Source organism: Roseobacter sp. N2S, from assembly GCF_031454055.1.
Taxonomy (GTDB): domain Bacteria; phylum Pseudomonadota; class Alphaproteobacteria; order Rhodobacterales; family Rhodobacteraceae; genus Amylibacter.
The window spans coordinates 1-22,633 of sequence record NZ_JAVDQB010000015.1; the positions used below are offsets into that span (position 1 = coordinate 1).

Sequence of the window (22,633 nt, forward strand, 5' to 3'; positions counted from 1 at the left end):
CGCTTGAAATCTTCACTGAAATTTGGCTTCCCCATAACGGCCTCCTTGCCTCAAAATTAGGGAAGAAAGCGTCTACAATACTAGGGGCTATTCAAAGTTCAATATTTGGATAGTGCTAACCAAATTAACGACTTCGCTAGAATGTTAGTCATCTGCTTCTTATTGAGCGGGAAGAGCAACTGATCTGAAGTATTCTGACAAAAGTTGATATTCGTTTTGCGTCATACGCTCGGGGCGTGTGTTGACTCCGTCCATTGGCGAAACGTCTTGTACCAGATCACGTTCTAACTCACTTAGAATACGGGCAACGACTGTATCTTGATACAATGGGTTTGGGGAATTACTTAGTGTCGAATTAGCAGAGTTTGAGTTGAAAGACGTGTTATTTTCAGTTTGGCTGTTGTTGTCGCCAAGCTGAATCAACATGATGGCGGTTTTCGCATCAAGCCCAATTTCCGTCATCAAGTAATGTAATCGCGCGGCTGTTTCGGTTGCCTTATCATCAGCATTTGATGAAGTTTGTGTAGGCATCATCGGTTGCGGTTTGGGCTGTGTCAGTTGCACGCTTCCGAGTGAAGTATCTTGTAGTACCGTCGTATTGCTAAGTCGGGCGATGTCATTTTGGATGCGATCAGCAGCCTGTTGTAAAGCAGCGATCTGATTTGAAACAGGTTGATCCATGGATGCCACTGTAGTTAAGCCAGTATCAAATGGCTGCGCAAGGACCGGCTGGGAGGACGGTGCGTTTGCGTCTGTTGCAGACATCTGATTGCGCTCTAGAAGAAGTTCACGCAGAATTCGCAGCTCGCCTTTTACCTCGGCAACATCGTTTTGGGTCGTATTCTGTGCAACGGGCTGAATCATGGGTTGTTGTTGCGTCAGTGGTTGCGCTTGATATGCAGTAAGGCCGGATTGGGCTGTCGGGAAATTTTGGGGTTGCGGCATAGGCGATTGCCAATTTGAAACCCGCGTCATACCATCATCCGCCCCTTTTGCATTGGGTACCGGCCAATTCCGAGGGAGAATTGTGTAATCCTGATGGGCGGCAACCCAACGTAAATAGGCGCTTACAGCGAAAAAGCCAGTAAGTGAGATGCGATCTTTTTCGCTGTCCCCCCTTCGAACAATCAAGTCACCGCCTGTAGATAAAAGCAATTCCATTTGGGAATCCAGCGGCTGTAAAATCCTTTCTGGGACTTCTATTTCAGAGACACCCTCTGAGACAAAAAAGCGGTCTCCGGAAAGGACATCGTCAATTTTCAATTGTAACTGGCCGCGACTGTTCAACATGGCGGAAAGTGTGCCCTTTCGCCCCATACAAGAGTAGGTGCGCGGTCGGCATATAACTTCAAACACATCCGTGTCGAGCCGGGGGGTCGGTGCAAATCGTGCATAGCCGTCAGGGTCAAAGCGGAAGTAGACGCCTTCAACAAGGCCCTCTTGGAATGTTGGCCATCCGAAGGAGCCGCGTAAGGATTGTTGCGCCTCGCGTGCGCCAATTGCAAAAGGTATCGCTGTATCCAGAATCGCATTTTCGGAGGCGAAGGGGGTTTCTAAGTTCTGGTTCGGGTCCAATTGCTGCGTGTTTCCGGGCAGGCCGAGGCTTGCTAGAATCACGCAAGTAAGGCTGAGGGATTGGAAAGGAAATTTAGCTGTCATCAGAAGTCCGCCTGTGCTTGGATTGAGTGCCGCAGCGCGGGCAACCAATCGTCTTCTTGTGGTGGGTCGGGATACTGGCGTTTAACACGCAGGTCTTGATCGCGGTAAGCTGTGTACCAGACCTCGGTTTGGCCAGTATAGGGTGTGAGAATAGTGCCTTGAACCTTGTGCAACAAAGAGGTCAGGATGATGCCATTATTATTCGCCGTGAAAATCTCAACGCGCCCCTGACCTTGTTCATAAAGCCCTTCGAACATGCCGTTTTCCGGGTCGTACAGCTCGATGATCGCTTCATAGAGCACATTGGTGTACTCGGTGTCCCAAAGTGCCCAAAGCCCTAGCGCAGCCTTGGAGGCAACCGCTGCATGATCTGGAACGTAATCCCCGCGCGGTGTAACGGTGTTCCAGGGGTATCCATCTGAAAATATTGTATCGTAGGTGAAATACGGTGGCCCTTTGACGTTATGTTCTGATCGCGCCGTCATAAACCCTGTTTGGCGCCAGCGATTTTCTTGAACTTGGTAAATACGGTCGGCAAATTCAGCACGCCAGCCGTCAGAGTGTAACCAGTCAGGGGTACTGTCATCTTGCGGAAGATCGAAGCCGAGCTCTAATCCGTCTTGCAGGTAAGATTCTGTGACGACGTAGTTTTGGCTGTGAAAAATTCGGGGATCGCGCCCGTCATAGGGAACTTGAACGCCAAAAATGGAGGCAGTTAGGAAGGGTTCCGCACGATGCGCCAATTTTGGCTGGAAGCCCCATAAAGCAAAGCCCTTTGCGGCATATTCTTCGTACCCCAGACGGCCTTCTTGGGCGTAAACAGTTTCGCCTGTTTCTTTGTCTACATATGCACCGAACAACAGGCCTTCAGGGTCAATCGCGCGGGAAAAATCCCATTTCAACAGGACCGAATCAACGGTGTTTGCTAAATGGGGGTAGCGGTTTTTGAGGATCCGCATCCACACCAGAAACCGTCCGATATCCAGCGCTGAAAAGCCGATTTCGCCAGCTTTGTTGGTATAATCTACTTTTTCGCCTGTCTTGGTGTGATACACTTTGTTTGGCAGTTCCTTGCGAAACAACTCCAAAGTTTTAATTGTGGTTAACAGCTTTGTCATGCGGCTGTCGAAATCGGGTTTCTCTATTAAGCAAAGTTCATAGGCAGCGACCGCAGCGGCCATATATGACGCGGTATCCCACAGGGTGGTAGAAGGATAATTGCCAACCGAATTGGCGAGGCCGGTGGTTTCTTGGGTGAATTTTTCAAAATAATGCCAGGCAACTTTCGCTGTGCGCAGTTCTCGTTCATTTAAAAAACCGCGTCTGTCCCGGTATTTGCGCACATACTCATTTCGCACAGTATACCCTGCCGGTTGATCCATCCCACGATCAAGATTCGCAAAATAATTAGGCTTCATTTCACACATACGGGGCGGCTTTTCCCGCCGCTGAGTTCCGTATTTGCTACTGGTTGTTGCAGACGCAAGATTGCCACGCATCAAGGCAGGGATCTGATCTAGGTCACCACCCGCGATGATGGGAATCACTTCTTCTTCTTGCGCTAGGAATATGGTGCGCGCAGTCGTGCTGATTGAATAGATTGTTCCGGCAAGCAAAGCCATTGCGCCGAACAATACAGCGGTTCCAAAGCCGCCTGTGCGCCGCGAATCGCCCGTTTCTGATGTGGTTTTTTGCATCGGAATGCCGTCCTCTCGTTGCCTGTAGTTAATCCCATCAGGGTTAACAAAGAGCGAATCTGACGAAATTAACCTCCACAATCATTTATTAACCGAACGGCCTTAGGAGTAAGGGTATGACGCAGCTAAGAAAGTTGAAAACATGTCCCATACTGCAAAGGTGAAGGCTGGATCGGAATCGGTTTTAGACACGAGCGAGGACTTGTTCGGGCCTAAGTCGGATACGCTATCTCCGATGCCAATGTTGGACCGGTCATCCCCCGGATGGGCAGGGCCTTTGTCGTGGACGTTTTCGATTGGCATCACAGTTTGCTTGATGGGGATTTTCGTTCTAACGATATTCTTGACCGGTCAAGCAGCACTGGCGCGCGAACCATTCATGGCGGTGATTCTCGTCGGGGTTGGTGTGATTCCCATTGTTGGATTATTGATATTCGAATTTGCACACGCAAAAGCACTGGCCGGCTATCGGGTCTTTCGCGAGCGTAACACAATCGTTGCACAGGCTTTTGTTGCGGTAGTTGTCTTTGTTCTTTTGGAAATGGTGCACCCATTGCTCGGGCTTGCGATTCCTATGGGTGTGGGGATTAACATGCTGATAATGTTCTGTTTTCGACGTATGCAATTGCGTGAGCCAATGTGGGATTTTCTGCCACAAGAGGCTGTTTCCGTACTGGCTGGACGCGATGAAATTGGGCGTAATCTGATCGAAGGAAAGCCACAAGATCATACTTTGGTTCAAGGATTCCTGAATGCATCTTTATGGTTTTCTGTGATTGTCAGTTTCGGAATTGGCAGCTGGATGGCCGCGCAAGAAATTCTAAGCCCCTCGGCCATTGCTGCGGTGGGTCTGATGACTTTTTGGGCGGTAGAGGCCAGCGCGAGGTACATGCGACAGCGCGGGCAGCCGAACCCTTTGAATTTGGGGCTTGCTGCATCGGTCCAACAGCTGCGCATGCCACCAGATCCAGAAGCCGGCCCTACTACTGGCGGCTTGAGAGTCGAAGGGTTGACTGTCGTTGTGCCGAATAAGGCCCCGATTCTGTCGGACGTTACGTTCCAAGTGGCGCCCGGGCAGGTTCTCGGGTTGATTGGTCCGCCAGGGGCGGGAAAATCGACTTTATTGAAATCTCTGGTAAGTCCACATGATCTGTCAGGTTTGAATGTGCGTGGGCTGGTAAGATTGGGTGAGACAGACCTCTGGGAAAGACGTGCAGTGCATTCCAGCGTTCCCGCCTACTTACTCCCCTCTGTTCCGCTGATTCTGCCAACCTCTGGCCGGAATAATTTGTCGTTTTTTCAAACAGGTTCGGCGTTGGATCAAGGCAAACGAATCTTGGAACAGATGGTATTTGCAAGCGATCTAGTTGACAAGATTTGTGACACACCAGATGCAACGACGCTGTCCGGAGCCGAGCAAAAAGCCTTGGCTTTTGCCCGCAGTTTTTTAGTTTCGCCGCCTTTATACCTCATAGATCGGCCCGAAGATAACGGGTCGGAAAAAATGGTGGGGGCATTGGTTGCGCGGATCCGGCAAGAGTGTCGCGCTGGGCGTAGCTTTGTTGTGGTAACCGAAAACCGGGCTTTATTGGATATTTGCGACAAATTGTTAATTCTTCAAGAAGGCCGCGTCATTGACTTTGGTCCGGCCCTGGAAATACGCGCGCGTCAATCTTCGGGCTGGCAACGGTTCGTGGGGGCACGAAGTCTCGAAACCGAAGAGAATTTAGAAGCATGGATTCGCTCCCACTTCCGTCGGGATGGAGATGAAATCAATCGTCGAAAGGCTTGTATTGTCTGCGCAGAGCTGTTGGCATTTTCTTGTCAAAATGTCGCCCCTCTGTCCCACCAATCGGTCTGCTTCGAATTCAAACACTTTGAAGGCCATTGTGAAATCAAACTGATGGATCGGGATATACCCGTATCATCCGGCGTGCTGCAACGGGCCGAGGATGAGGCGAGGCAAAATGACGGTACGACACGCCTTTCGCCTTTGGCAAAGGTTTTTGAAACATGTTCGAAGGTACATGCGACAGTTGAGCAGGATCAGCGCGTTTTAGAAGCGCGACTGGACACCTACGATCCGCGAAAGTCGGGTGGAAAGCCACCAACAGCGGTTTTGAATGCAGAAGTTGGCGGTGGAGGGGCAACGCATGCCACAACCTCATGATCCGACGCCCCGCACTTCGGTGCAGCTGGTTCGTGTGATCTGGGCCGTGTGGGCTGTCCTGTCGGTGTTGGCTATTGCTGCGGGCGGGTATACGTTGGCAGACAAGATTAAGGTTCCCTCTTCCCACCAATACGCTGGAACTTTGACGCCAGATCAAGACCCTACGGTCATCGCCTTGCCACATGGCCTGCCACTGGATTCGATTCTGGTCGAACCGGGGGAACAGGTAAAGGCGGGCCAAACGGTTGCCCTGCTAGACACAGCGGCGATGGCTGCGCGCCTGAAACAAATCGGCCGTGAAATCCTTGTTGCGAGTATTCTGCGGGAATGTTTGTTGGGAACCGAATTTGATCCTTTGGAACAGGAAATGCCTTTTGGCTTTGTTGCAGAGTCCGCGCCTTCACAAGATTCCCCTTTTGCGGAATACGACTCTGAAACTGGAATTTTGATGCGCGCAGCGCTTGAGGATTGTCGAACAAGCCAAGAAGCCGATATTTTGCAGCAAACGCGACTGCAACAAGCATTGAATTTGATGCAATCGCAAATTGGATTGGTTGATCAGAAGCTTGCAATGGTTCTGGGGGTTTCAAAAAAATCCACCCATAAGACGCGTGTGGATCCCGTTGTTCGTGCGCATGCAAGTGTTTCGATAGCGCTTGAAAAAAATCAAATCGTCGGGCGATTTCAAACCCTTCAGACCGAATTACAAGCGTTGACGATTGACCAGAATCGAAACCGGTTAGATAGAATCCAACAGTTGTCAGAGGATGTAGCGACCAAGTTAACGCTGCAAGCGATGCTCACTCATTATCTCGCGGCTCCTCGATTGTTGGCGCCTGAAAATGGAATCGTTAACCGAATTCGCCCAATAATGGTTGGGAAATCATATGTAGGCGATGAAAGTTTCATAGAATTACGTGGCGAAAATGCTGAATTATTTCGGGCTCAGATGCGCATACCCTACTCGGATCATGCAAACCTGCGGCCAGGGACCAAGGTTATGATCCGCTTGGCTGGCTTCAGGGAGAACGGGCCAAATCTGGAAGGGCAAGTGTCTGGGCTTTTACAGGGGCAAAATGTTCTGGGAGAGCGTCACATCCTAGCAGAGATCGAATTGAGCCCAGAAAGCCAGGCCGTTTTGGCCGACCCAGCGCGAGGAGTTGCGCTGAGAGGCCAAACAACGGCTTCAACCATACAAGTTGAAACACCCGGCAAAACGTTAAAGGCCTTCTTGCAAGAAACAGCAGTTATAGCCCTGGATCGATTTCGACCGGAAGCCGTTTCGACCCAAAAGAAGTTGATCTTACAGCCTCAAAATAGTCTGTAAAACAGTGTGTCAGGCAACCCCAAGGGACAAAAGCTGGATCAAGGTCACAACGCCAACCGGCTTATTGTCCTGAATGACAAATGCAGCAGAAATCTTGTTGCTTTGCAGAACGTGCAACGCGCGCGCGCAGGAGCGGTTGGGCTCCAGATACACTGACCCAGGTGTCATCAAAGATGCGGCCAGTTTGTCCCACATCGCCTCTTTCATAGAACCCGCGGAATTTGCCTCCAGATAGCGGCGGATATCCCCGTCTGTGATAACCCCCTGCAATTTGCCATCTTGCCCCGTCACACCAACGATGCCGAGCGTTTTGCGCGAGATTTCCCCGAGCACCTCAATGATTGGGGCATCTTCCTGAACGATCGGAAGATCTTGCCCTTTGAACATAATGTCCTGAACAGGCGTCAATGCAGCGCCCAGTTTCCCGCCTGGATGAAAATCGCGAAAGCTTTCCTCTGAAAAGCCCTTCATTTTCAGAACGGTAACAGCCAAAGCATCGCCGATGGCAAGCTGCAACAAAGTTGAGGTGGTCGGGGCCAGATTATGGGGGCAGGCCTCGGGGGCTTTGGGCAGAACCAAAGCTGCATCCGCTGATCGCGCTAAAGTGCTGCCAGTGCTGCCCGTTATCGCGATCACCGGCACGCCAAAGCGACGGGTGTAGGCCAATAGATCAGACAACTCGCGGGTTTCACCGGACCAGCTAAGCAACATTACCACATCATCGGACTGGATCATTCCAAGATCACCGTGGCTTGCTTCAACCGGATGGACAAAATAAGCGGGTGTTCCCGTAGAAGAAAACGTGGCTGCAAGCTTGCGCCCGATAAGCCCGCTTTTGCCAACACCGGCAACGATCAACCGCCCTTTCATTGCCGAAATAAGATCAAGCGCAGTGTCGAGTGCCGCGGACAGCTCTGGTGTGGTTAACTGGCTGTCCAGTTCTTGCAATCCAACTAAATTTGTCTGGATCGCGTCTTTGATTGATGCGGCTTTGTCCATCGGGTCACCTGATCTGTCTCGTTAAACTGTGGTTAGTGCTTCTGCTTGTGGTGTACAACCCTTGGGTCACGGGCGATCAAAGCCTCGGTAAACCGCTTTTCCGCTGCGAAATCATGAGGGACCTGCGCAGCCGTGCGCCGACCTGACAAGGAAAGGCTTGTGAAAAAGTCAAAGCCGAATAGATGAATTTCTGACGCTGTTGAGCCAGAGACCAAGTCAATCAGCATGATGCCAGTTGTTGGCGGGGCGGTCAGTGTTGCCGCCATCCTGTCCCATTCCGCCGTTGGATGTAGGTAGAATCCACTGCGCTGGGCAAATCGCGCCCGTAGGCGTTTGCGTTTTTTGGCCATCCAAAGCAGCCGCTTTGGCGCGCGGGAGTTAATGACGTTTTGCGCAACGGGCATCCCAAGCGCCAGCCAGCTGGTACGTGATCCATGGCTTTCAGGGGAGGGCAAAGGGGCCGCATGCATACGTAAAATGACATCACATGCGTCGATTTTTGGGCCCAATGACTGTTCTGATAGGCTGCGAGCATTTCCTACAATGGCCACAGTTTTTCCAGAAAGCTCTGCTGTCAGTGTTTCCATGTCAGTAGAAAACGTGTTCAGAAAAGGCTCGCCCTTCAGAATGCGTTTTATTGAAAATAGAAGCTCATCCATGATTATAGCCCCACTTTCTCTGCAACCGCTGCAAATAAATCCATTGGATTGGCCGCGGCAGGATAGGTGTTTTGGGCAGCTTGCGACAAATTATCTGTATTTTCGGCGGCATCACTGAGGCTTTTTGCCAGCGCCGCAACGGGAGTAATCAAACAGCCCCCAGATGCGCAGAGAGCCGCATATTCCTCAATGAAATTGTGATGGAACGGGCCGCTAACGATGGCGCTGCCAGCACGGATAGGCTCGTACGGGGTGTGTCCCCCGATATCAGGCACCAACGAACCGCCAACAAAGGTTACAGCGGCGAGCGGATAAATCCGTTGTAAACTGCCAAGAGAATCCACAAGAGAGACGGCTTCGGGCTTTTGCTCGTCACCGTAAATAGACACATTTAATCCGATATTTTGGCACATAGCTTCAACAGCTTTCACGCGGTTTGGATGGCGAGGCACCAATATTAATCTTAAATTAGGGTTCTGATGCCAGAGTGTTGCAAATGCGTTCAAAATTAGGGTTTCTTCACCTTCATGGGTTGAAGCAGCAAGAAAGGTATTTGCCCTATCATATCGCTCTAACATTTTCGGATCAGGGGGTGCCAATGTTACCAAAGACTTGAAGTTCGGGATGGTTTCGACCCGCTTTTCCAAGATTCCGATAGCTTTAAAGTTTTCAGCCGAAGCCGAATTTTGCGCATAGATATGCGAAAAAAGGTCAAGGCCTAAAGCCTTTACGCCAAACGAACCAAGCCGCTTTGTGGATTTGTCTGATACTCTGGCGTTTAGCATGATGGAAGGGATGTTGTTTTGTTTTAGGGCCTTAAACCTGTTTGGCCAGATCTCGGACTCTATGTTGATAAAGGCCACGGGCTGCCAATAGTTCAGGAAACGGCGCAGCACAAAAGGAAGGTCGATAGGGGCAGATTGCAAAAGTGTCGGCAAGTCGGTCCATGCCTCTGCCGCAGTTAGGGCCGCCGGGTTGTTTGTGGTGATTAATAGCCTGTGATCCGGGCGTGTTTGCGCCAGATACAGTAGGAATGGCTTAATTGAGGTGAGTTCCCCTAAGGATGCAGCGTGCAACCAAATGACAGGGTGCCCATTGGCGGTTTCCGTCGCGATCCCAATGCGGTTTTTCCCGGTCTGGATTGATGATTTTCCAAGTAAGACCTGAAAAGCGATCCAAAGCAGGGCGGGGATCGTGGCGATTATTGTGAACAGGTTTATCACGAAAACAGACACCAGTTATTCCAGAAAGGGTTTTGACTGAACGGTTCAGGCCTTGAATATAAAGCTGTTACAGGTTTTTCCAACGGCGATGCAACCAATACCACTGCCCGGGATTGGCGTGTATCCGCGCAGCAATCCGTGCGTTGAATTCGGTCATCATTGTAGCCGCGTCACTGTGAGGGATGGGCGTTTCAAAGGTGATGTGGATGGTGCGCCCGTTCGGGTCGCGCAGCCCGAAAGCGGGAACCAGCGGCAGGTCGTATTTCAAGGCCAGATCGGCGGGTGAAGTTGTGGTGGAGGTCATATGCCCCAGAAATGGAATTTTTTCGGCCCATTGCACATACTGATCCGCCAGAATTGCAAAAAACCCGCCCTTGCGAATGTGGCGGACCATTTGCAGGGTGCCTGCATTGCTGCGCGGCACAATCGGCGCGCCGCCCTCGCGAATGCCACCCAGAAAATGGGGCTCGTACCAAGGGTTTGAATTCGGGCGATACACGGCACCGGTTTCCAGTCCCTCGGCTTTCAGAAAGTGGCGGATGGCCTCCCATTGACCGAAATGCCCAGATACGATGAGCGCGCCTTTCCCCTCAGCCTTGGCTGCATGAAGGGCGGCCAGTCCGGGGCCTTTGGCGATGAAACGGTCGGTTTTGGTGGCAAATTCTTTATTGTGCAGGATTTCTGTCAAAGTCCGTCCCATGTTCCGCCCGACTTGGGCAGCGATGCGGGTCCGCTCGGCAAGGGGCATCTCTGGATAGACCCGTTGCAACCCCTCTTCGACGCGCTTGCGAAACGGCGGCAGCCAGCGTACGGCGAAGCCGACAACGTGACCCGCCAGAATGCCGCGTGCATCAAAAGGGAGCACCTTTGAAATTGCCAGCAAGGCCGCGACGGGCAGGTATTGCAGCAGATAGAACAGGGATTTTGATTTTTCGGATGCCATGATACCGCGGGTTTTAGAGCATGACGCCGCCCTTGGAAATGGCGATTCATCAAAGGGGCTTCTGGCTTGTTAAGCGTTTAGCAACCTGTCAAAACTATAGCTAAACGGGCAAATGAAAAAATAATGATGTTAGACCAACAGGCAAAAGCCAAGGATTTACTGGCCGAGGTATTCGGCTTTTCCGCATACCGCGATGGCCAGCAAGAGGTTGTTGAAGCCGTCCTCGCGGGGGAAAACGTACTGGCGATCATGCCAACAGGGGGTGGTAAATCCCTGTGTTTTCAATTGCCTGCCCTGTGTTCGGACGGGGTGACGGTGGTGATCTCGCCGCTGATTGCTTTGATGCGCGATCAGGTGCGGGCGTTGAATGCTGTGGGTGTTGGCGCAGGCTCGCTGACCTCTGGCAACAGTGAGGAAGAAACCGAGGAGGTCTTTCAAGCGCTGGAGGATGGCGCGCTGAAATTACTGTATATCGCGCCGGAACGTCTGGCTAATCCAGGCACAGCGATCCTGCTGCGCAAGATTAACACACGCTTGATTGCCGTGGATGAAGCCCATTGTGTCAGTCAGTGGGGCCATGATTTTCGCCCCGATTACCTGCGGATCGGGGCGTTGCGCCAAGAACTGGGTGTGCCTTTGGCGGCATTCACAGCGACGGCGGATGCGCAATCGCGGGCCGAAATTGTCACGCGGTTGTTTGATGGGGTCGATCCGTCGATCTTTCTGCGCGGTTTTGATCGGCCCAATATCAATCTGGCGTTTCAGCCAAAAAACAGCCCGCGCAAGCAGTTGCTGGATTTTATCAGCACGCGAAAAGGTCAGTCGGGCATTGTCTACTGTTCGTCCCGTAATAAATGCGAAACGCTGGCCACGGCGCTGCGGGCTGAGGGGCATTCCGCGCTGCACTATCATGCAGGGATGGATCGCGACGACCGGCGCTTGGCTGAAACCCGTTTCCAGCGCGAGGATGGGCTGATTGTTGTGGCCACCGTGGCTTTTGGTATGGGGATCGACAAGCCGGATATCCGCTGGGTGGCCCACGCGGATTTGCCCAAATCGATGGAATCCTATTATCAGGAAATCGGTCGCGCGGGGCGGGACGGGGCGCCTGCGGATACTTTGACGCTATATGGCGCGGATGATGTGCGCTTGCGCCGTGCCCAAATCGACGAGGGCCTTGCCCCGCCAGATCGCAAAGAGGCGGATCATGGCAGATTGAATGCATTGCTGGGGTTGGCAGAGGCGCGGCGCTGTCGGCGGCGGGTTTTGTTGCGCTATTTTGGCGATGAAATCGACGGCTGTGGCAATTGCGATCTCTGCGCCAGTCCGCCAGAGATTTTTGACGGCACTGATGCGGTGCGCAAGGCCCTGTCTGCGGTGTTGCGCACGGGGGAGTCTTTTGGCGCGGGGCATCTGATTGACATTTTGCGCGGTGTGATCACCGACAAAATTCGCCAACGCGGGCATGAATCCCTGCCGACATTCGGGGTCGGCAAAGAGTTTGACAAATCCCAGTGGCAGGCAATTTTCCGTCAGATGATGGGTTATGATCTGATCCGTCCTGATATGGACCGCCACGGCGCCTTTAGGATGACGGATCGGGCGCGGCCGATTCTGAAGGGCGAAGAAAGCATCGAATTGCGGCGTGACACCATTGTGCGCCAACGCTCTAAAACGAGCCGCGTGAAAGCCATGGTTGCCGAAGAAGATGAACCGCTGTTGTCGGCGCTTAAGGCCAAAAGACGGGCATTGGCAGAAGCGATCCAAGCGCCCGCCTATGTGGTTTTTCCCGATGCTACGCTGATCGGGATGGCAGAGGCGCGGCCAAAAAATCTCGACGAATTTGCGAAGTTGGCGGGTGTCGGGGCGGTGAAGCTGGAACGCTATGGGGCCGCCTTTCTAGAGGTGATCAACGGGACACAGGAAGAGGTTCATCCTGCGCGTCGCAAACTTGCGGGACGGGATGCGGCGGAATTGTTTGATCGCTTGCAGGCGGCGCAATTGCAGTTGGCGCGGGGCGAAAGCGGCATGGACACTTATTTGAATTGCAGCAACTCTACGTTGTCAAAAATCGCGCAGAGCCGTCCATCTGATCTGGACGCTTTGGCGCGGATTTCGGGGGTGGGAACGGCCAAGGCAGACAGGTTCGGGACGGTGTTTTTGAGCGAAATATCGTCAGATTGCGACTGATCGCAAATTTGCCACCATAGGTTTAATTGACGTGGGGCTATCTGGCTGATTTTTGCGTTTTTTGGCACAATCGGGGTTGGTCTTTCTATGCTCAATACGGTATCAGCAGGCACGTTTATTTTGGAGACACAAAATGTTGGCCGTGCTGTCACCTGCAAAGAAATTGAATTTCGATCAGCCTGAAAATGACCTTATTGAAACCTTGCCTGATTTCCAGTCAGACGCAAACCGTCTGGCGCAAATCGCCAAAAAGCTAAGCGTCAGTGACCTGCGCGGCTTGATGCATATCAGTGAGGATTTGGCCAAGCTGAACAAAGCGCGGTTCGACGGGTTTAGCAAGGAATCCACGCCTGAAAACTCCAAACAGGCGATGTTTGCTTTTGCAGGGGACACTTACACCGGTTTGGATTCGGCCAGTTTTGATGCGGCGGATTGTGACTATGCGCAGGGCCATCTGCGTATTCTAAGCGGGCTTTACGGGCTGCTGCGTCCGATGGACCGGATACAGCCATATCGCTTGGAAATGGGCAGTCGGCTTGCGAATAAATCCGGCCCGACGCTTTACGCTTATTGGGATAAGAAATTAACCAAGGCTTTGGACGATGCATCCCAAGGCAATGTGGTGGTTAATCTGGCCAGCGCAGAGTATTTTAAGGCCGCCAACGAAAAGGCGATGGCATCCCCGGTCGTGACCCCCTCGTTTAAAGAAGATCGCAACGGAGAGCTTAAAATGATTGGCTTTTTTGCCAAACAAGCCCGAGGTGCGATGGCGCGTTATATCGTGAAAAACCGTGTGAAAACGGTTGAGGGATTGAAAGATTTCGATCTGGACGGGTATAAATTCCAGCCCAGCCTGTCGGATGATAAAACGCTCAGCTTTACCCGCAACGCGGCCTAACGGCCCGCCCTGTCGGGCGCGGTTTTCAGGCGGTCATCAGAGGGGGCCAACTTGACGGCGTTGCCCTCGGGGTTTTCCACGAACAGTCACGCCAGCCGAATTGTTCGATGGTGAAGGGGTGTCCCGCGCAAGATACCATTCCATCGTGGTGTTTTGGCCTTGGAAGCGTACGGTTCACGGGATGTGGTGCAAGGATGAGGCCGCGTCTGTAGCAGCGCCCTGTTTCGCTTGAAATAGGGCCAGTACCATGGTGTGCCCTGCAAAGCCTGCGGCGATTTTTTAGGAAACGAATGCCGTGGCCATAGCTGCCTGAAAATTGTTCTAGACCAAGGGTGGTTTCATAGAATTTGACCATCGCTTGATGCCCGCGCAAGGGATTGCAGTCTCGCCTATAGCGCGAATGTTAAGGGGTGGGATCAGGCCCAAAGTATCGCTGCTGGGCTTGCGTCGTCAATATTCGCACGGTTTCAAAGATTAATCGACCCCTAGGGTTGTGTTCTACTTGTGGTAGTTGACTTTCCCCCCAAAAGGCCGGACAGATTCGTGTATGTCATTACTTTCTTCTAATCGTAATTATCGGCTTCTTTTTTCAGCTTCTGCCATTTCAAATTTGGGGGACGGCGTTTCTGCCCTGGCCTTCCCGTGGCTGGCAACGCTGATCACGCGGGACCCGACGTTGATCGCTTTTGTCGCCTTTGCCACCCGACTGCCGTGGTTGTTGTTCTCGCTGCCTGCGGGGGTGATTACCGATCGTGGGGATCGCCAGCGACTTATGGTGATGGCTGATTTGCTGCGGCTTTTGCTGACCGCGGGGGTGATTGCGTTGATTTCCATTCTGCCCGATTTGCCCCCCGATCACAGTGTGAACTGGTATATTCTGGCACTCTGCGGGCTGGCGTTCCTGCTTGGCTCGGCCGAAGTGGTGCGGGACAATGCGGCACAAACCGCCCTGCCTTCGGTGGTTGCTGCGGGGGATCTGGAACGGGCCAATGGCCAAATCTGGAGCATTGAGCAGATTATGGGCAGTTTCATCGGCCCGCCGCTGGCGGGGCTGTTGATTGCCTATGCCGTGCCCGCCCCGTTTGCGCTGGACGCTGTGACGTTTGCGGTGGCGGCCTGGGTGGTTTGGTTGATCGTGGTACCCCCGCGCAGTGCCCCGTTGCGGCGCAGTATGTGGGTTGAAACCAAAGAGGGGTTCAAATGGCTGGTGCAACACCCCAAGTTGATGCGCCTTGCGATCATGCTGGGGGTGTCCAATATGCTGACGGTGATGGCGCTGACGATCCTTGTGCTGTTTTCGCAGGAAATTCTGGGAATGACGGGCGTGGGCCACGGATTGCTGCTGACAGCGGGCGCTGCGGGCGGCGTTGTTGGCGGGTTGGCGTGCCCCAATATCGCGGCGCGTTTAGGGCCAGAGCGCAGCTTGCAGGTGGTTTTATGTCTGTTCCCCGTTATGTTTATCGTGATTTTCCTAACCTCGAATGTCTGGGTGGTTGCCTTTGCGCTGTTTATCGAAATGTTCGCAGCCCTGCTGTGGAACGTGGTGACGGTGTCTTATCGCCAGCGGTTGATTCCTGACGGGTTGCTGGGACGTGTGAACAGTATTTATCGGTTTTTCGGCTGGGGCATGATGCCTGTGGGGGCTTTGCTTGCAGGTTATGTGGTGTCCATGGCAGAGCCGCAATTGGGCCGCGAGCTGGCCTTGCGTACCCCTTATGCGCTGGCCAGTTGCATCGCTGTATTGCTGGCGGCTTATGGTCTGCTGCGCTTGCGGCTTTAACCGAAATCACCCTGACAAAACCAATCGCCGGAACGGGTGCGCGTTTTGGTTTCGAACAGCCACAACCGTTCTCCGGTTTTGGTTTCCACCCGCCAGTAATCCCGCGTGCCACCGCGCCAGTTGGGATCATCCAGCCACCATTCCGGTGAAATCCGCTCTGGTCCGCTGGCAGTCTGGGTGTGAAATTCCCGTCTGCGCCAGCGAAAACAGGGTGGCGGCTGCATCTGGGGAAGCGGCGGGCTATCGGCTGTGTTTGCTGGCATTGGCGTGACGATTTCCGGCGGGAACAGGGTGACAGGGCGGTGCTGGTGGATACCGGGCCAATCGGTGGCGGGCGCGCAATAGGCGGCGGCCATACGGGTGGCGGTTTTCTCGGGGATGTGGCTGTCGGCGGGGTGCAGGCGGATCAGATTGTCCAGCCCGATCCGCGCGCCCAGCCGCCCCATCAGATCGGCCATCCCATCACTGCCGTCGCGCAGTTTGCGCGCCACGGCCACCGCATCGGCGTGGCCCTTGTGTTGTACCTGTGACAAAGGTTCGGTGACAAAAGCCTCTAGGCGCAGGGTTTCGATGCCAAACCCCGCTTCGATATCGGGCAGGCGCAGGGTCAGCAGCGGGCGGATGCGGTCGGGATCATGATTGGGGCGGGCCAGCCCGACCTCGATAATCTGGACGGTGTGATCGGTACGAAAACACCACAACCGCAGTTGCCGCGCCCCGCGCCCCGCCTTGCGCAGCTTGTCACACAGCGGCGGCAGGATGCGATCCAGCCCCGCAACAATGTCATCTTGCAGGCCGATGGGGTCGGGCAGGGACAGGCGGGTGGCAAAATGATGGGTGCGCCGCACCGGAGAGACCGGCTCGGGGTCCGCCCCCAAGGCCTGATCCAGCCGCATCACCACATCGCGCCCGAAGCGCCGCACAAGGGCGGCGCGGGGCAGGCCAATCAGGTCGGCCACAATGCGCACCCCCAGCCGGTTCAGGTTCACACAATCCGCTTTGGACAGGCGCAGGGCGGCGACGGGCAGGCGGGAAATTGCGGCGCGGGTCAGTCCGGGGGCGGCGATGCTGGGGGCGCCTGCATCTGTGGGTTGCGGGTTTGGCGCAGGCCCGCCCCGTTCCCAGTTGCGCCTTTTGGCCGCGCGCGAACGGGTGGCGCGGGCCTCTTGCTCGATGGCATCACCTGAGCGGTGCGCCTTGGCCGATTGCCCCGCAAACCGCGCCAGCGCCCAAGCCGCCCCCGGTGTATCAGCGATCCCCAACATCCCGGTTAAGCGTAACTGCGCCAGATCCTGCGTAATGCTTTCAGCCAGTTCCGGTTCGCCGCCAAACAGATGGGCGCAGCCGGTGATGTCCAACAGCAGGGATGCGGGGGCTTCGCTGGCCACCCAAGGGGAGTATTTGCCTGCCCAACGGCGCAGCCCCGCCAGAAACGCAGCCTCTTGCAGCGGGTTTTCGGGCGCGGTCAGCAATTGGGGGCAAAAGGCCCGCGCATCAGACAGGGATTGCCCGATGCTCAACCCCTCAGCGCTGGCCTCGGGTGACAGACAGGCCAAAGACAGCACATTGCCGCTTTGCGAGACAATGGCAAAAGGGTGCAGCAAGGCCCCCCGATGGCTGCGCAGCACACGTTCGGCGGCCAGATGGGGAAACCAGATCGACAGGATTCGGCGGGTTGGCATGGTTCTAACACTAAATATGTTCCTGATTTGTTCTTATCAAATCTGCCCCGCAAGAGTCGAGATTCTTTTTGCGAAAAGCGGCGAATTGGATCAGGGGGAGCGGATCAGGGTGTCGCGGTTTCCACATAGTCGCGCAGCTTGGCGACGCTGGGGATATGCAGGCTGCGTTTGATCCGCAGCACCACGCCCGCATTGCGCATCCGCCCCATTTCCCGCGCCACACTTTCGCGCGACGAAAACACCACGGAGGCCAGTTCGGATTGGGTCGGCGGACGTTCGATCAGAACCGTATCGCCTTTGCCTGCGCGTTTTTCTGCCAGATCCAGAATCGCATCGCGCAGACGTTCATCGGCGGATTTGGCATTGAAATCAATCACCCGTTTGGACAGGCGGCGCAGGTGGCCCACCATCAGCATCAACAAAGTATAGCTTAGATCAGGGTTGGTTTTCACCAATTTGCGGAACTGTTCGGGGGACAGGCGGGCGACGATGCTTTCGCGCTCGGCGATGGCATCGCTGGAACGGGGGGCCTCATCCAGAGCAGAGAACTCCCCAATGCAATCCCCATTGGAAAAGGTCAGCAACGAAACCTCGCGCCCCGCATCCGTGTAGATGGTGGCGCGAATAGATCCGTCGATCACAAAGAAAACGTCGTGGCTTTCTTTATCGTCAGCCGAAATCAGGAAGTGGCGCGCAGGGTACATCTTGACGGACCACAAGGACGAAAGTTCGTGCCAAGAGTCATCATTTAAGCGGCCCAAAAAAGAGGTGCTTGGAAAAGTCAGCTCGTTTCGCTGCATTGTTCTCCCCAATATTGGTGCCAGTATGGCGCGGCTTGGACGGAGGGAACAGCGTAGAAATGCCAAAAATCGGGTAAAAAACTGATTAATGTCGCATTTAGACTTGCGTGTGTGAAAATATTGGTGAAATTTTCATGTATAATTTCACGACAGGGGAATCATGCCAGATACAGCACCACATCTCTCCGCCTCCCTTGGGGCCGATCTGCGGGCCTTGCGCAAGCTGCGCAATGTGACCCTTGTGGCGCTGGCAGAATCCTCGGGCAAGTCGGTGGGCTGGCTCAGTCAGGTGGAGCGGGACATTTCCCACCCGTCGATCGAGGAACTTAAAACACTGGCGCAGGCGCTGGGGGTTTCAGTTTCGATCTTTTTCGGGCAGGCCGCCGCGGTGCCCGGCGAAGAGGGTTATGTGGTGCGCAAACAGGCCCGCCGCAAGGTGGGCACAGGCAAAAACGGGTTGGTCGAGGAATTGCTCTCACCCGATCTGACCGACGACTTTGAAATGTTCCATTCCACGTTTGAAGCCGGCGCCGAAATGACCCATTTTGAATCCCGCCCGACCCAAGAGGTCGGCTACCTGATTTCAGGCAAGCTGCGCCTGTGGGTGGGTGCGCGCCAGTTCGATCTGGAACCGGGCGACAGTTTTCGAATTCGCGGGGAGTCCTATCGTTGGGCCAACCCGTGGGCGCAGGATGCGGTGGCCGTCTGGGCCATCGCCCCGCCAGTTTATTAACGTGTCTGTTAACGGAGGATGAGATGAAAACAGGATCATGCCTTTGCGGCGCTGTTGCTTTTGAAATCACGGGTGAATTGCGCCCCTCTGTGGCCTGTCACTGCACCCAGTGCCGCAAAACCAGCGGCCATTACTGGAGTGCGACACAGGTTCCGGACGCGCAGTTTAACCTGACCAAAGACGAAGGTTTGACCTGGTATCAATCGTCAAAATCCGCACGGCGCGGGTTTTGTCGGCACTGCGGATCCGCGTTGTTCTGGCAGATGGACGGTGAAGGGGCTACCTCCATTGGCACGGGCACGCTGGACGGGGCCACGGGGCTGCACACCTCTAAACATATCTTTGTGAAAGACAAAGGTGACTATTACGACATTGCCGATGGGCTACCGCAATTGGACACATACTGATGGCGCTGCTTGGCTCTTGTCTGTGTGGCAGCGTGCGGTTCACCGTTGAAGGGGACGCAGGGCCAGTGACCGCATGTCATTGCGGGCAGTGCCGGAAATATTCAGGGCATTTCGCTGCGTCTTTTGACGTGGCGGATGTGACGTTTGCGTCGGATGCGACCCTGCATTGGTTTGCCCATCCGTCTGGCGCCAAACGCGGATTTTGCAACGCCTGCGGGTCCAGCCTGATTTTCGCCGATGCACAGGGCGTGCTGTCGGTCGAAGCAGGGGCGATTGACGGCCCCACAGGGCAACGGCTGACCGGCCATATTCATCTGGCGGGAAAAGGCGATTATTATGACATTTCGGATGGGTCCCCCCAAAAGGAGCAAGGCTGATGTGGCAGGTTTTAACGGGGTTTGACCCTGCGATGATGTTGGCGTTTATCGGGGCAGGGCTGCTGTTGAACCTGACACCCGGCGCGGATTTTATCTTTGTGTCGGCCTCGGGGATTTCGGGTGGGCCGCGCATTGGTATGGCGGCGGCAGTCGGGGTGAATTTCGGCATCACGGTGCATATCCTGATGGCCGCAGCAGGGGTTTCCGCGCTGTTGCTGGCCAATCCCGCCGCCTATTCGGCGATCCGCTATCTGGGCGCGGCCTATCTGTTGTTTCTGGCGGTTCAGGCCTGGCGATCCACTGGTGAAATCGGGCAGGGCCGCGCCGCCCAAAGCGCCTATGGCGCGATCCGGCGCGGCTTTATCACCAATGTGCTGAACCCCAAAACCGCGCTCTTCATCTTTGCGTTTATTCCGCAATTCACCGACCCCGCCATCGGCCCTGTCTGGATGCAAATCCTGATCCTTGGCGCGGTGTTCCAACTGTTCGGCTGTGCCTTTTGCCTGTGCCTTGGTGCGGCGGCGGGCGTGTTTTCACAGGCGCTGAAGGCGCGGGTTCGAATCCTCAATAAAGTAACTGCAATTCTGTTTGGCAGCCTCGCGGCCAAACTTGTGATCGACTAAGGAGTTCCAAATGGCTGATTTTCCAACCACTGCACGGGTGGTCATTATTGGCGGCGGCGCGGTCGGCGCCTCTGCGCTGTATCATCTGGGCAAAGCGGGCTGGACCGACTGTGTTCTGCTGGAAAAGAATGAACTGACAGCGGGCTCTACATGGCACGCGGCGGGGAATATCCCCACGTTTTCAACCAGCTGGTCGATCATGAACATGCAGCGCTATTCCACCGAACTGTACCGCCGTCTGGGCGCAGAGGTGGATTACCCGATGAATTATAACGTCACAGGCTCGATCCGTCTGGCCCATTCCAAAGAACGGATGCAAGAATTTGAACGGGCCGCAGGGATGGGGCGCTATCAGGGTATGGATATCGAAATGATGCAGGTGTCCGACTTTAAAGATCGCTATCCGTTTATGGAAACCCATGATCTGGCAGGCGGGCTGTATGACCCATATGACGGCGATATGGACCCCTCGCAACTGACCCAAGCGCTGGCCAAAGGCGCGCGGGATATGGGGGCGCAAATCCTGCGCTTTACCCCTGCAACGGGTGTGCGCCGTGACGGAGATGACTGGATTGTCGAAACCGAAAAGGGCGAAATCCGCTGCGAATTTGTGGTGAATGCGGCGGGCTACTATGCGCAGCGCGTGGGCGAGTGGTTCAAACCCTACGGCGGGCGCACCGTGCCGATGATGGTGATGAGCCATCAGTATATGCTGACCGAAGAAATCCCCGAAATTGAAGCTTACACCAAGGAAAACGGCAAACTGCCGCTGCTGCGCGATGTGGATACGTCCTATTATCTGCGGCAGGAAAAAACCGGCCTGAACCTTGGCCCCTATGAACGCAATTGCAAGGCCCATTGGGTCACGCCCGACGATCCGATGCCGCAGGATTTCAGCTTTCAGCTTTATCCCGACGATCTGGAACGGCTGGAATGGTACATGGAAGACGCCATGGCCCGCGTGCCGTTGTTGGGCAAAACCGGCATCAACAAAGTCATCAACGGCCCGATCCCCTATGCACCGGACGGATTGCCGCTGATCGGGCCTATGCCCGGCGTGAAAAACGCGTTTGAGGCTTGTGTCTTTACCTTTGGCATCGCCCAAGCTGGCGGCGCTGGCAAAGTGCTGGCCGAATGGATCACCGAAGGCGAAACCGAGTGGGATATGTGGGCGGTCGATCCGCGCCGCTATACCGATTACACCGATGAAGATTACTGCATTCAAAAAGGGATGGAGGTCTACGGCCACGAATACGCCATGCATTTCCCCCACCACGAATGGCCAGCGGGTCGGGATAAAAAACTGTCGCCGAACCATGCCAAAGTGGTGGAACTGGGCGGCGTTATGGGGGCCTATAACGGTTGGGAGCGGGCAAACTGGTTTGCCAAAGACGGCGATGATACCTCCGAGGCGTCCACCCACACATGGAACCGTCAGGGCCCGTGGACCCAGCGCGTGAAAGAGGAATGCGAAGCGGTGCGCGATGGCTGTGGTGTTCTTGATCTGCCGGGGTTCTCTCGGTTCTGGATACAGGGCGAAGGGGCCGATGACTGGCTGCGGGGGTTCTGTACGGGCGGCATCCCCAAGGCGGGACGGATGAACCTGATTTATGTGTCCGACAGCCGCGGGCGTATCCTGACCGAACTGTCTTGCCTGCGTCTGGGCGCGGATAACTTCGTTCTGATCACCGCCGCCACCGCACAGTGGCATGACGGGGAACTGATCCGAAATTCGGTGCCAGAGTCCGTCACGGTGCGCGAAACCACCACAGAGCGGGACACGCTGATCGTCACAGGCCCGAAATCCCGCGCGGTGCTGTCTGGCATCACCGATGCCAACTTGGAACAGGGCTGGCTGACCCATCAATGGGCAACCGTGGCGGGGCAGAAAGCTTTCCTGATCCGTGTGTCCTTTGCGGGGGAATTGGGCTGGGAAATCCACGCCGAAAACGCCGATATGCCGCCGATTTATCAGGCGGTTCTGGACGCGGGCGCGAAACCCTTTGGTATGTATGCGCTGAATTCCCTGCGGATCGAAAAAGGCTACCGTGCGTGGAAAGGCGACCTGTCCACGGACTATTCCTTGTTGGAAGGCGGGCTGGAGCGGTTCGTCAAGTTGGATAAGCCGTTTGATTTTGTCGGCAAGTCCGCGATCCAGAACGAAAAGCAACAGGGTCGCAAAAAAGCCTTCGTCACGCTGATCGTGGACGCGGGCGATGCGGATGCGCCTTATATGTCAAGCATTTGGCACGACGGTGTGGTTGTTGGGGAAACCACCTCGGGTGCTTGGGGGTACCGCGTGAATGCCTCGATTGCGCTCGGCATGGTGCGGGTTGAACTGGCGGTTGCAGGGACTGAGGTAGAGGTGGAAATCTATGGCCAGCGCCACCGCGCGGTGGTGCAAGAGGACCAGCCGCTGTGGGATCCGCAGAACGAACGTTTGCGGGCATAAGACGGGGGTAGAAC

Annotated in this window: 18 protein-coding genes; 10 read left to right on the plus strand and 8 right to left on the minus strand. The window is 54.9% G+C overall.

Annotated elements, in window-relative coordinates:
* Positions 1-159: 159 nt before the first annotated feature.
* Both GGE09_RS21540 and GGE09_RS21545 read right to left on the minus strand, forming a co-directional pair.
* Positions 160-1,659 carry a hypothetical protein gene (locus tag GGE09_RS21540; protein WP_309748181.1) on the minus strand — a complete coding sequence of 500 codons (1,500 nt, stop codon included), beginning with the start codon at positions 1,657-1,659 and terminating at the stop codon, positions 160-162.
* Entirely contained in the window at positions 1,659-3,356 is a 1,698-nt protein-coding gene (locus GGE09_RS21545; RefSeq protein ID WP_309748182.1) for a DUF3131 domain-containing protein, read from the minus strand. The genes GGE09_RS21540 and GGE09_RS21545 overlap by 1 nt, the downstream gene beginning before the upstream one ends.
* Positions 3,357-3,498: 142 nt before the next feature.
* On the opposite strand from GGE09_RS21545, the gene GGE09_RS21550 reads away from it, so the two are divergent.
* A complete protein-coding gene (locus GGE09_RS21550; RefSeq protein WP_309748183.1) occupies positions 3,499-5,526 on the plus strand; it encodes an ATP-binding cassette domain-containing protein in 2,028 nt (675 codons plus the stop codon).
* Positions 5,510-6,853, plus strand: coding sequence for a hypothetical protein (locus GGE09_RS21555; RefSeq protein ID WP_309748185.1), 1,344 nt, complete (start codon positions 5,510-5,512; stop codon positions 6,851-6,853). Before GGE09_RS21550 ends, GGE09_RS21555 begins: the two co-directional genes overlap by 17 nt.
* 9 nt (positions 6,854-6,862) lie before the next feature.
* On the opposite strand, the gene GGE09_RS21560 is transcribed toward GGE09_RS21555, so the two are convergent.
* The 4 genes from GGE09_RS21560 to GGE09_RS21575 are packed head-to-tail and all read right to left on the minus strand — an operon-like array spanning position 6,863 to position 10,677.
* The gene (locus GGE09_RS21560) at positions 6,863-7,852 is read right to left on the minus strand and encodes a KpsF/GutQ family sugar-phosphate isomerase (protein WP_309748186.1); all 990 of its coding nucleotides are present in this window, start codon (positions 7,850-7,852) and stop codon (positions 6,863-6,865) included.
* A gap of 32 nt (positions 7,853-7,884) precedes the next feature.
* Complete coding sequence (locus tag GGE09_RS21565; protein ID WP_309748187.1) at positions 7,885-8,511, minus strand: glycosyltransferase family 29 protein; 627 nt, start codon at positions 8,509-8,511, stop codon at positions 7,885-7,887.
* 2 nt (positions 8,512-8,513) lie between these two features.
* Entirely contained in the window at positions 8,514-9,746 is a 1,233-nt protein-coding gene (locus GGE09_RS21570; protein WP_309748188.1) for a glycosyltransferase N-terminal domain-containing protein, read from the minus strand.
* 55 nt (positions 9,747-9,801) lie between these two features.
* Positions 9,802-10,677, minus strand: a complete 876-nt coding sequence (locus GGE09_RS21575; protein ID WP_309748189.1) for a lysophospholipid acyltransferase family protein — start codon at positions 10,675-10,677, stop codon at positions 9,802-9,804.
* Positions 10,678-10,803: 126 nt separating this feature from the next.
* On the opposite strand from GGE09_RS21575, the gene recQ reads away from it, so the two are divergent.
* The 3 genes from recQ to GGE09_RS21590 all read left to right on the plus strand — a co-directional run bounded on the left by recQ (position 10,804) and on the right by GGE09_RS21590 (position 15,545).
* On the plus strand, positions 10,804-12,867 hold the full coding sequence (gene recQ, locus GGE09_RS21580) for a DNA helicase RecQ (RefSeq protein ID WP_309748277.1): 2,064 nt from the start codon (positions 10,804-10,806) through the stop codon (positions 12,865-12,867).
* A gap of 133 nt (positions 12,868-13,000) precedes the next feature.
* Positions 13,001-13,765, plus strand: coding sequence for a peroxide stress protein YaaA (gene yaaA, locus GGE09_RS21585; protein WP_309748190.1), 765 nt, complete (start codon positions 13,001-13,003; stop codon positions 13,763-13,765).
* A gap of 547 nt (positions 13,766-14,312) precedes the next feature.
* Positions 14,313-15,545, plus strand: coding sequence for an MFS transporter (locus tag GGE09_RS21590; RefSeq protein WP_309748191.1), 1,233 nt, complete (start codon positions 14,313-14,315; stop codon positions 15,543-15,545).
* Here GGE09_RS21590 and GGE09_RS21595 read toward each other — a convergent pair.
* Together GGE09_RS21595 and GGE09_RS21600 are read right to left on the minus strand one after the other, a co-directional pair.
* On the minus strand, positions 15,542-17,227 hold the full coding sequence (locus GGE09_RS21595; RefSeq protein WP_309748192.1) for a DNA polymerase Y family protein: 1,686 nt from the start codon (positions 17,225-17,227) through the stop codon (positions 15,542-15,544). The genes GGE09_RS21590 and GGE09_RS21595 overlap by 4 nt on opposite strands.
* Before the next feature lie 104 nt (positions 17,228-17,331).
* Positions 17,332-17,931 carry a Crp/Fnr family transcriptional regulator gene (locus tag GGE09_RS21600; protein WP_309748193.1) on the minus strand — a complete coding sequence of 200 codons (600 nt, stop codon included), beginning with the start codon at positions 17,929-17,931 and terminating at the stop codon, positions 17,332-17,334.
* Between the two features lie 256 nt (positions 17,932-18,187).
* Here GGE09_RS21600 and GGE09_RS21605 point away from each other — a divergent pair, with 256 nt between their 5' ends.
* The 5 genes from GGE09_RS21605 to GGE09_RS21625 are packed head-to-tail and all read left to right on the plus strand — an operon-like array spanning position 18,188 to position 22,619.
* A complete protein-coding gene (locus tag GGE09_RS21605; protein WP_309748194.1) occupies positions 18,188-18,760 on the plus strand; it encodes an XRE family transcriptional regulator in 573 nt (190 codons plus the stop codon).
* Between the two features lie 23 nt (positions 18,761-18,783).
* Positions 18,784-19,167 carry a GFA family protein gene (locus tag GGE09_RS21610; RefSeq protein WP_309748195.1) on the plus strand — a complete coding sequence of 128 codons (384 nt, stop codon included), beginning with the start codon at positions 18,784-18,786 and terminating at the stop codon, positions 19,165-19,167.
* A complete protein-coding gene (locus tag GGE09_RS21615; RefSeq protein WP_309748196.1) occupies positions 19,167-19,544 on the plus strand; it encodes a GFA family protein in 378 nt (125 codons plus the stop codon). Before GGE09_RS21610 ends, GGE09_RS21615 begins: the two co-directional genes overlap by 1 nt.
* Positions 19,544-20,167, plus strand: a complete 624-nt coding sequence (locus GGE09_RS21620) for a LysE family translocator (RefSeq protein ID WP_309748197.1) — start codon at positions 19,544-19,546, stop codon at positions 20,165-20,167. Before GGE09_RS21615 ends, GGE09_RS21620 begins: the two co-directional genes overlap by 1 nt.
* A gap of 10 nt (positions 20,168-20,177) precedes the next feature.
* Positions 20,178-22,619, plus strand: coding sequence for an FAD-dependent oxidoreductase (locus GGE09_RS21625; RefSeq protein WP_309748198.1), 2,442 nt, complete (start codon positions 20,178-20,180; stop codon positions 22,617-22,619).
* The last annotated feature ends 14 nt before the right edge of the window (positions 22,620-22,633 follow it).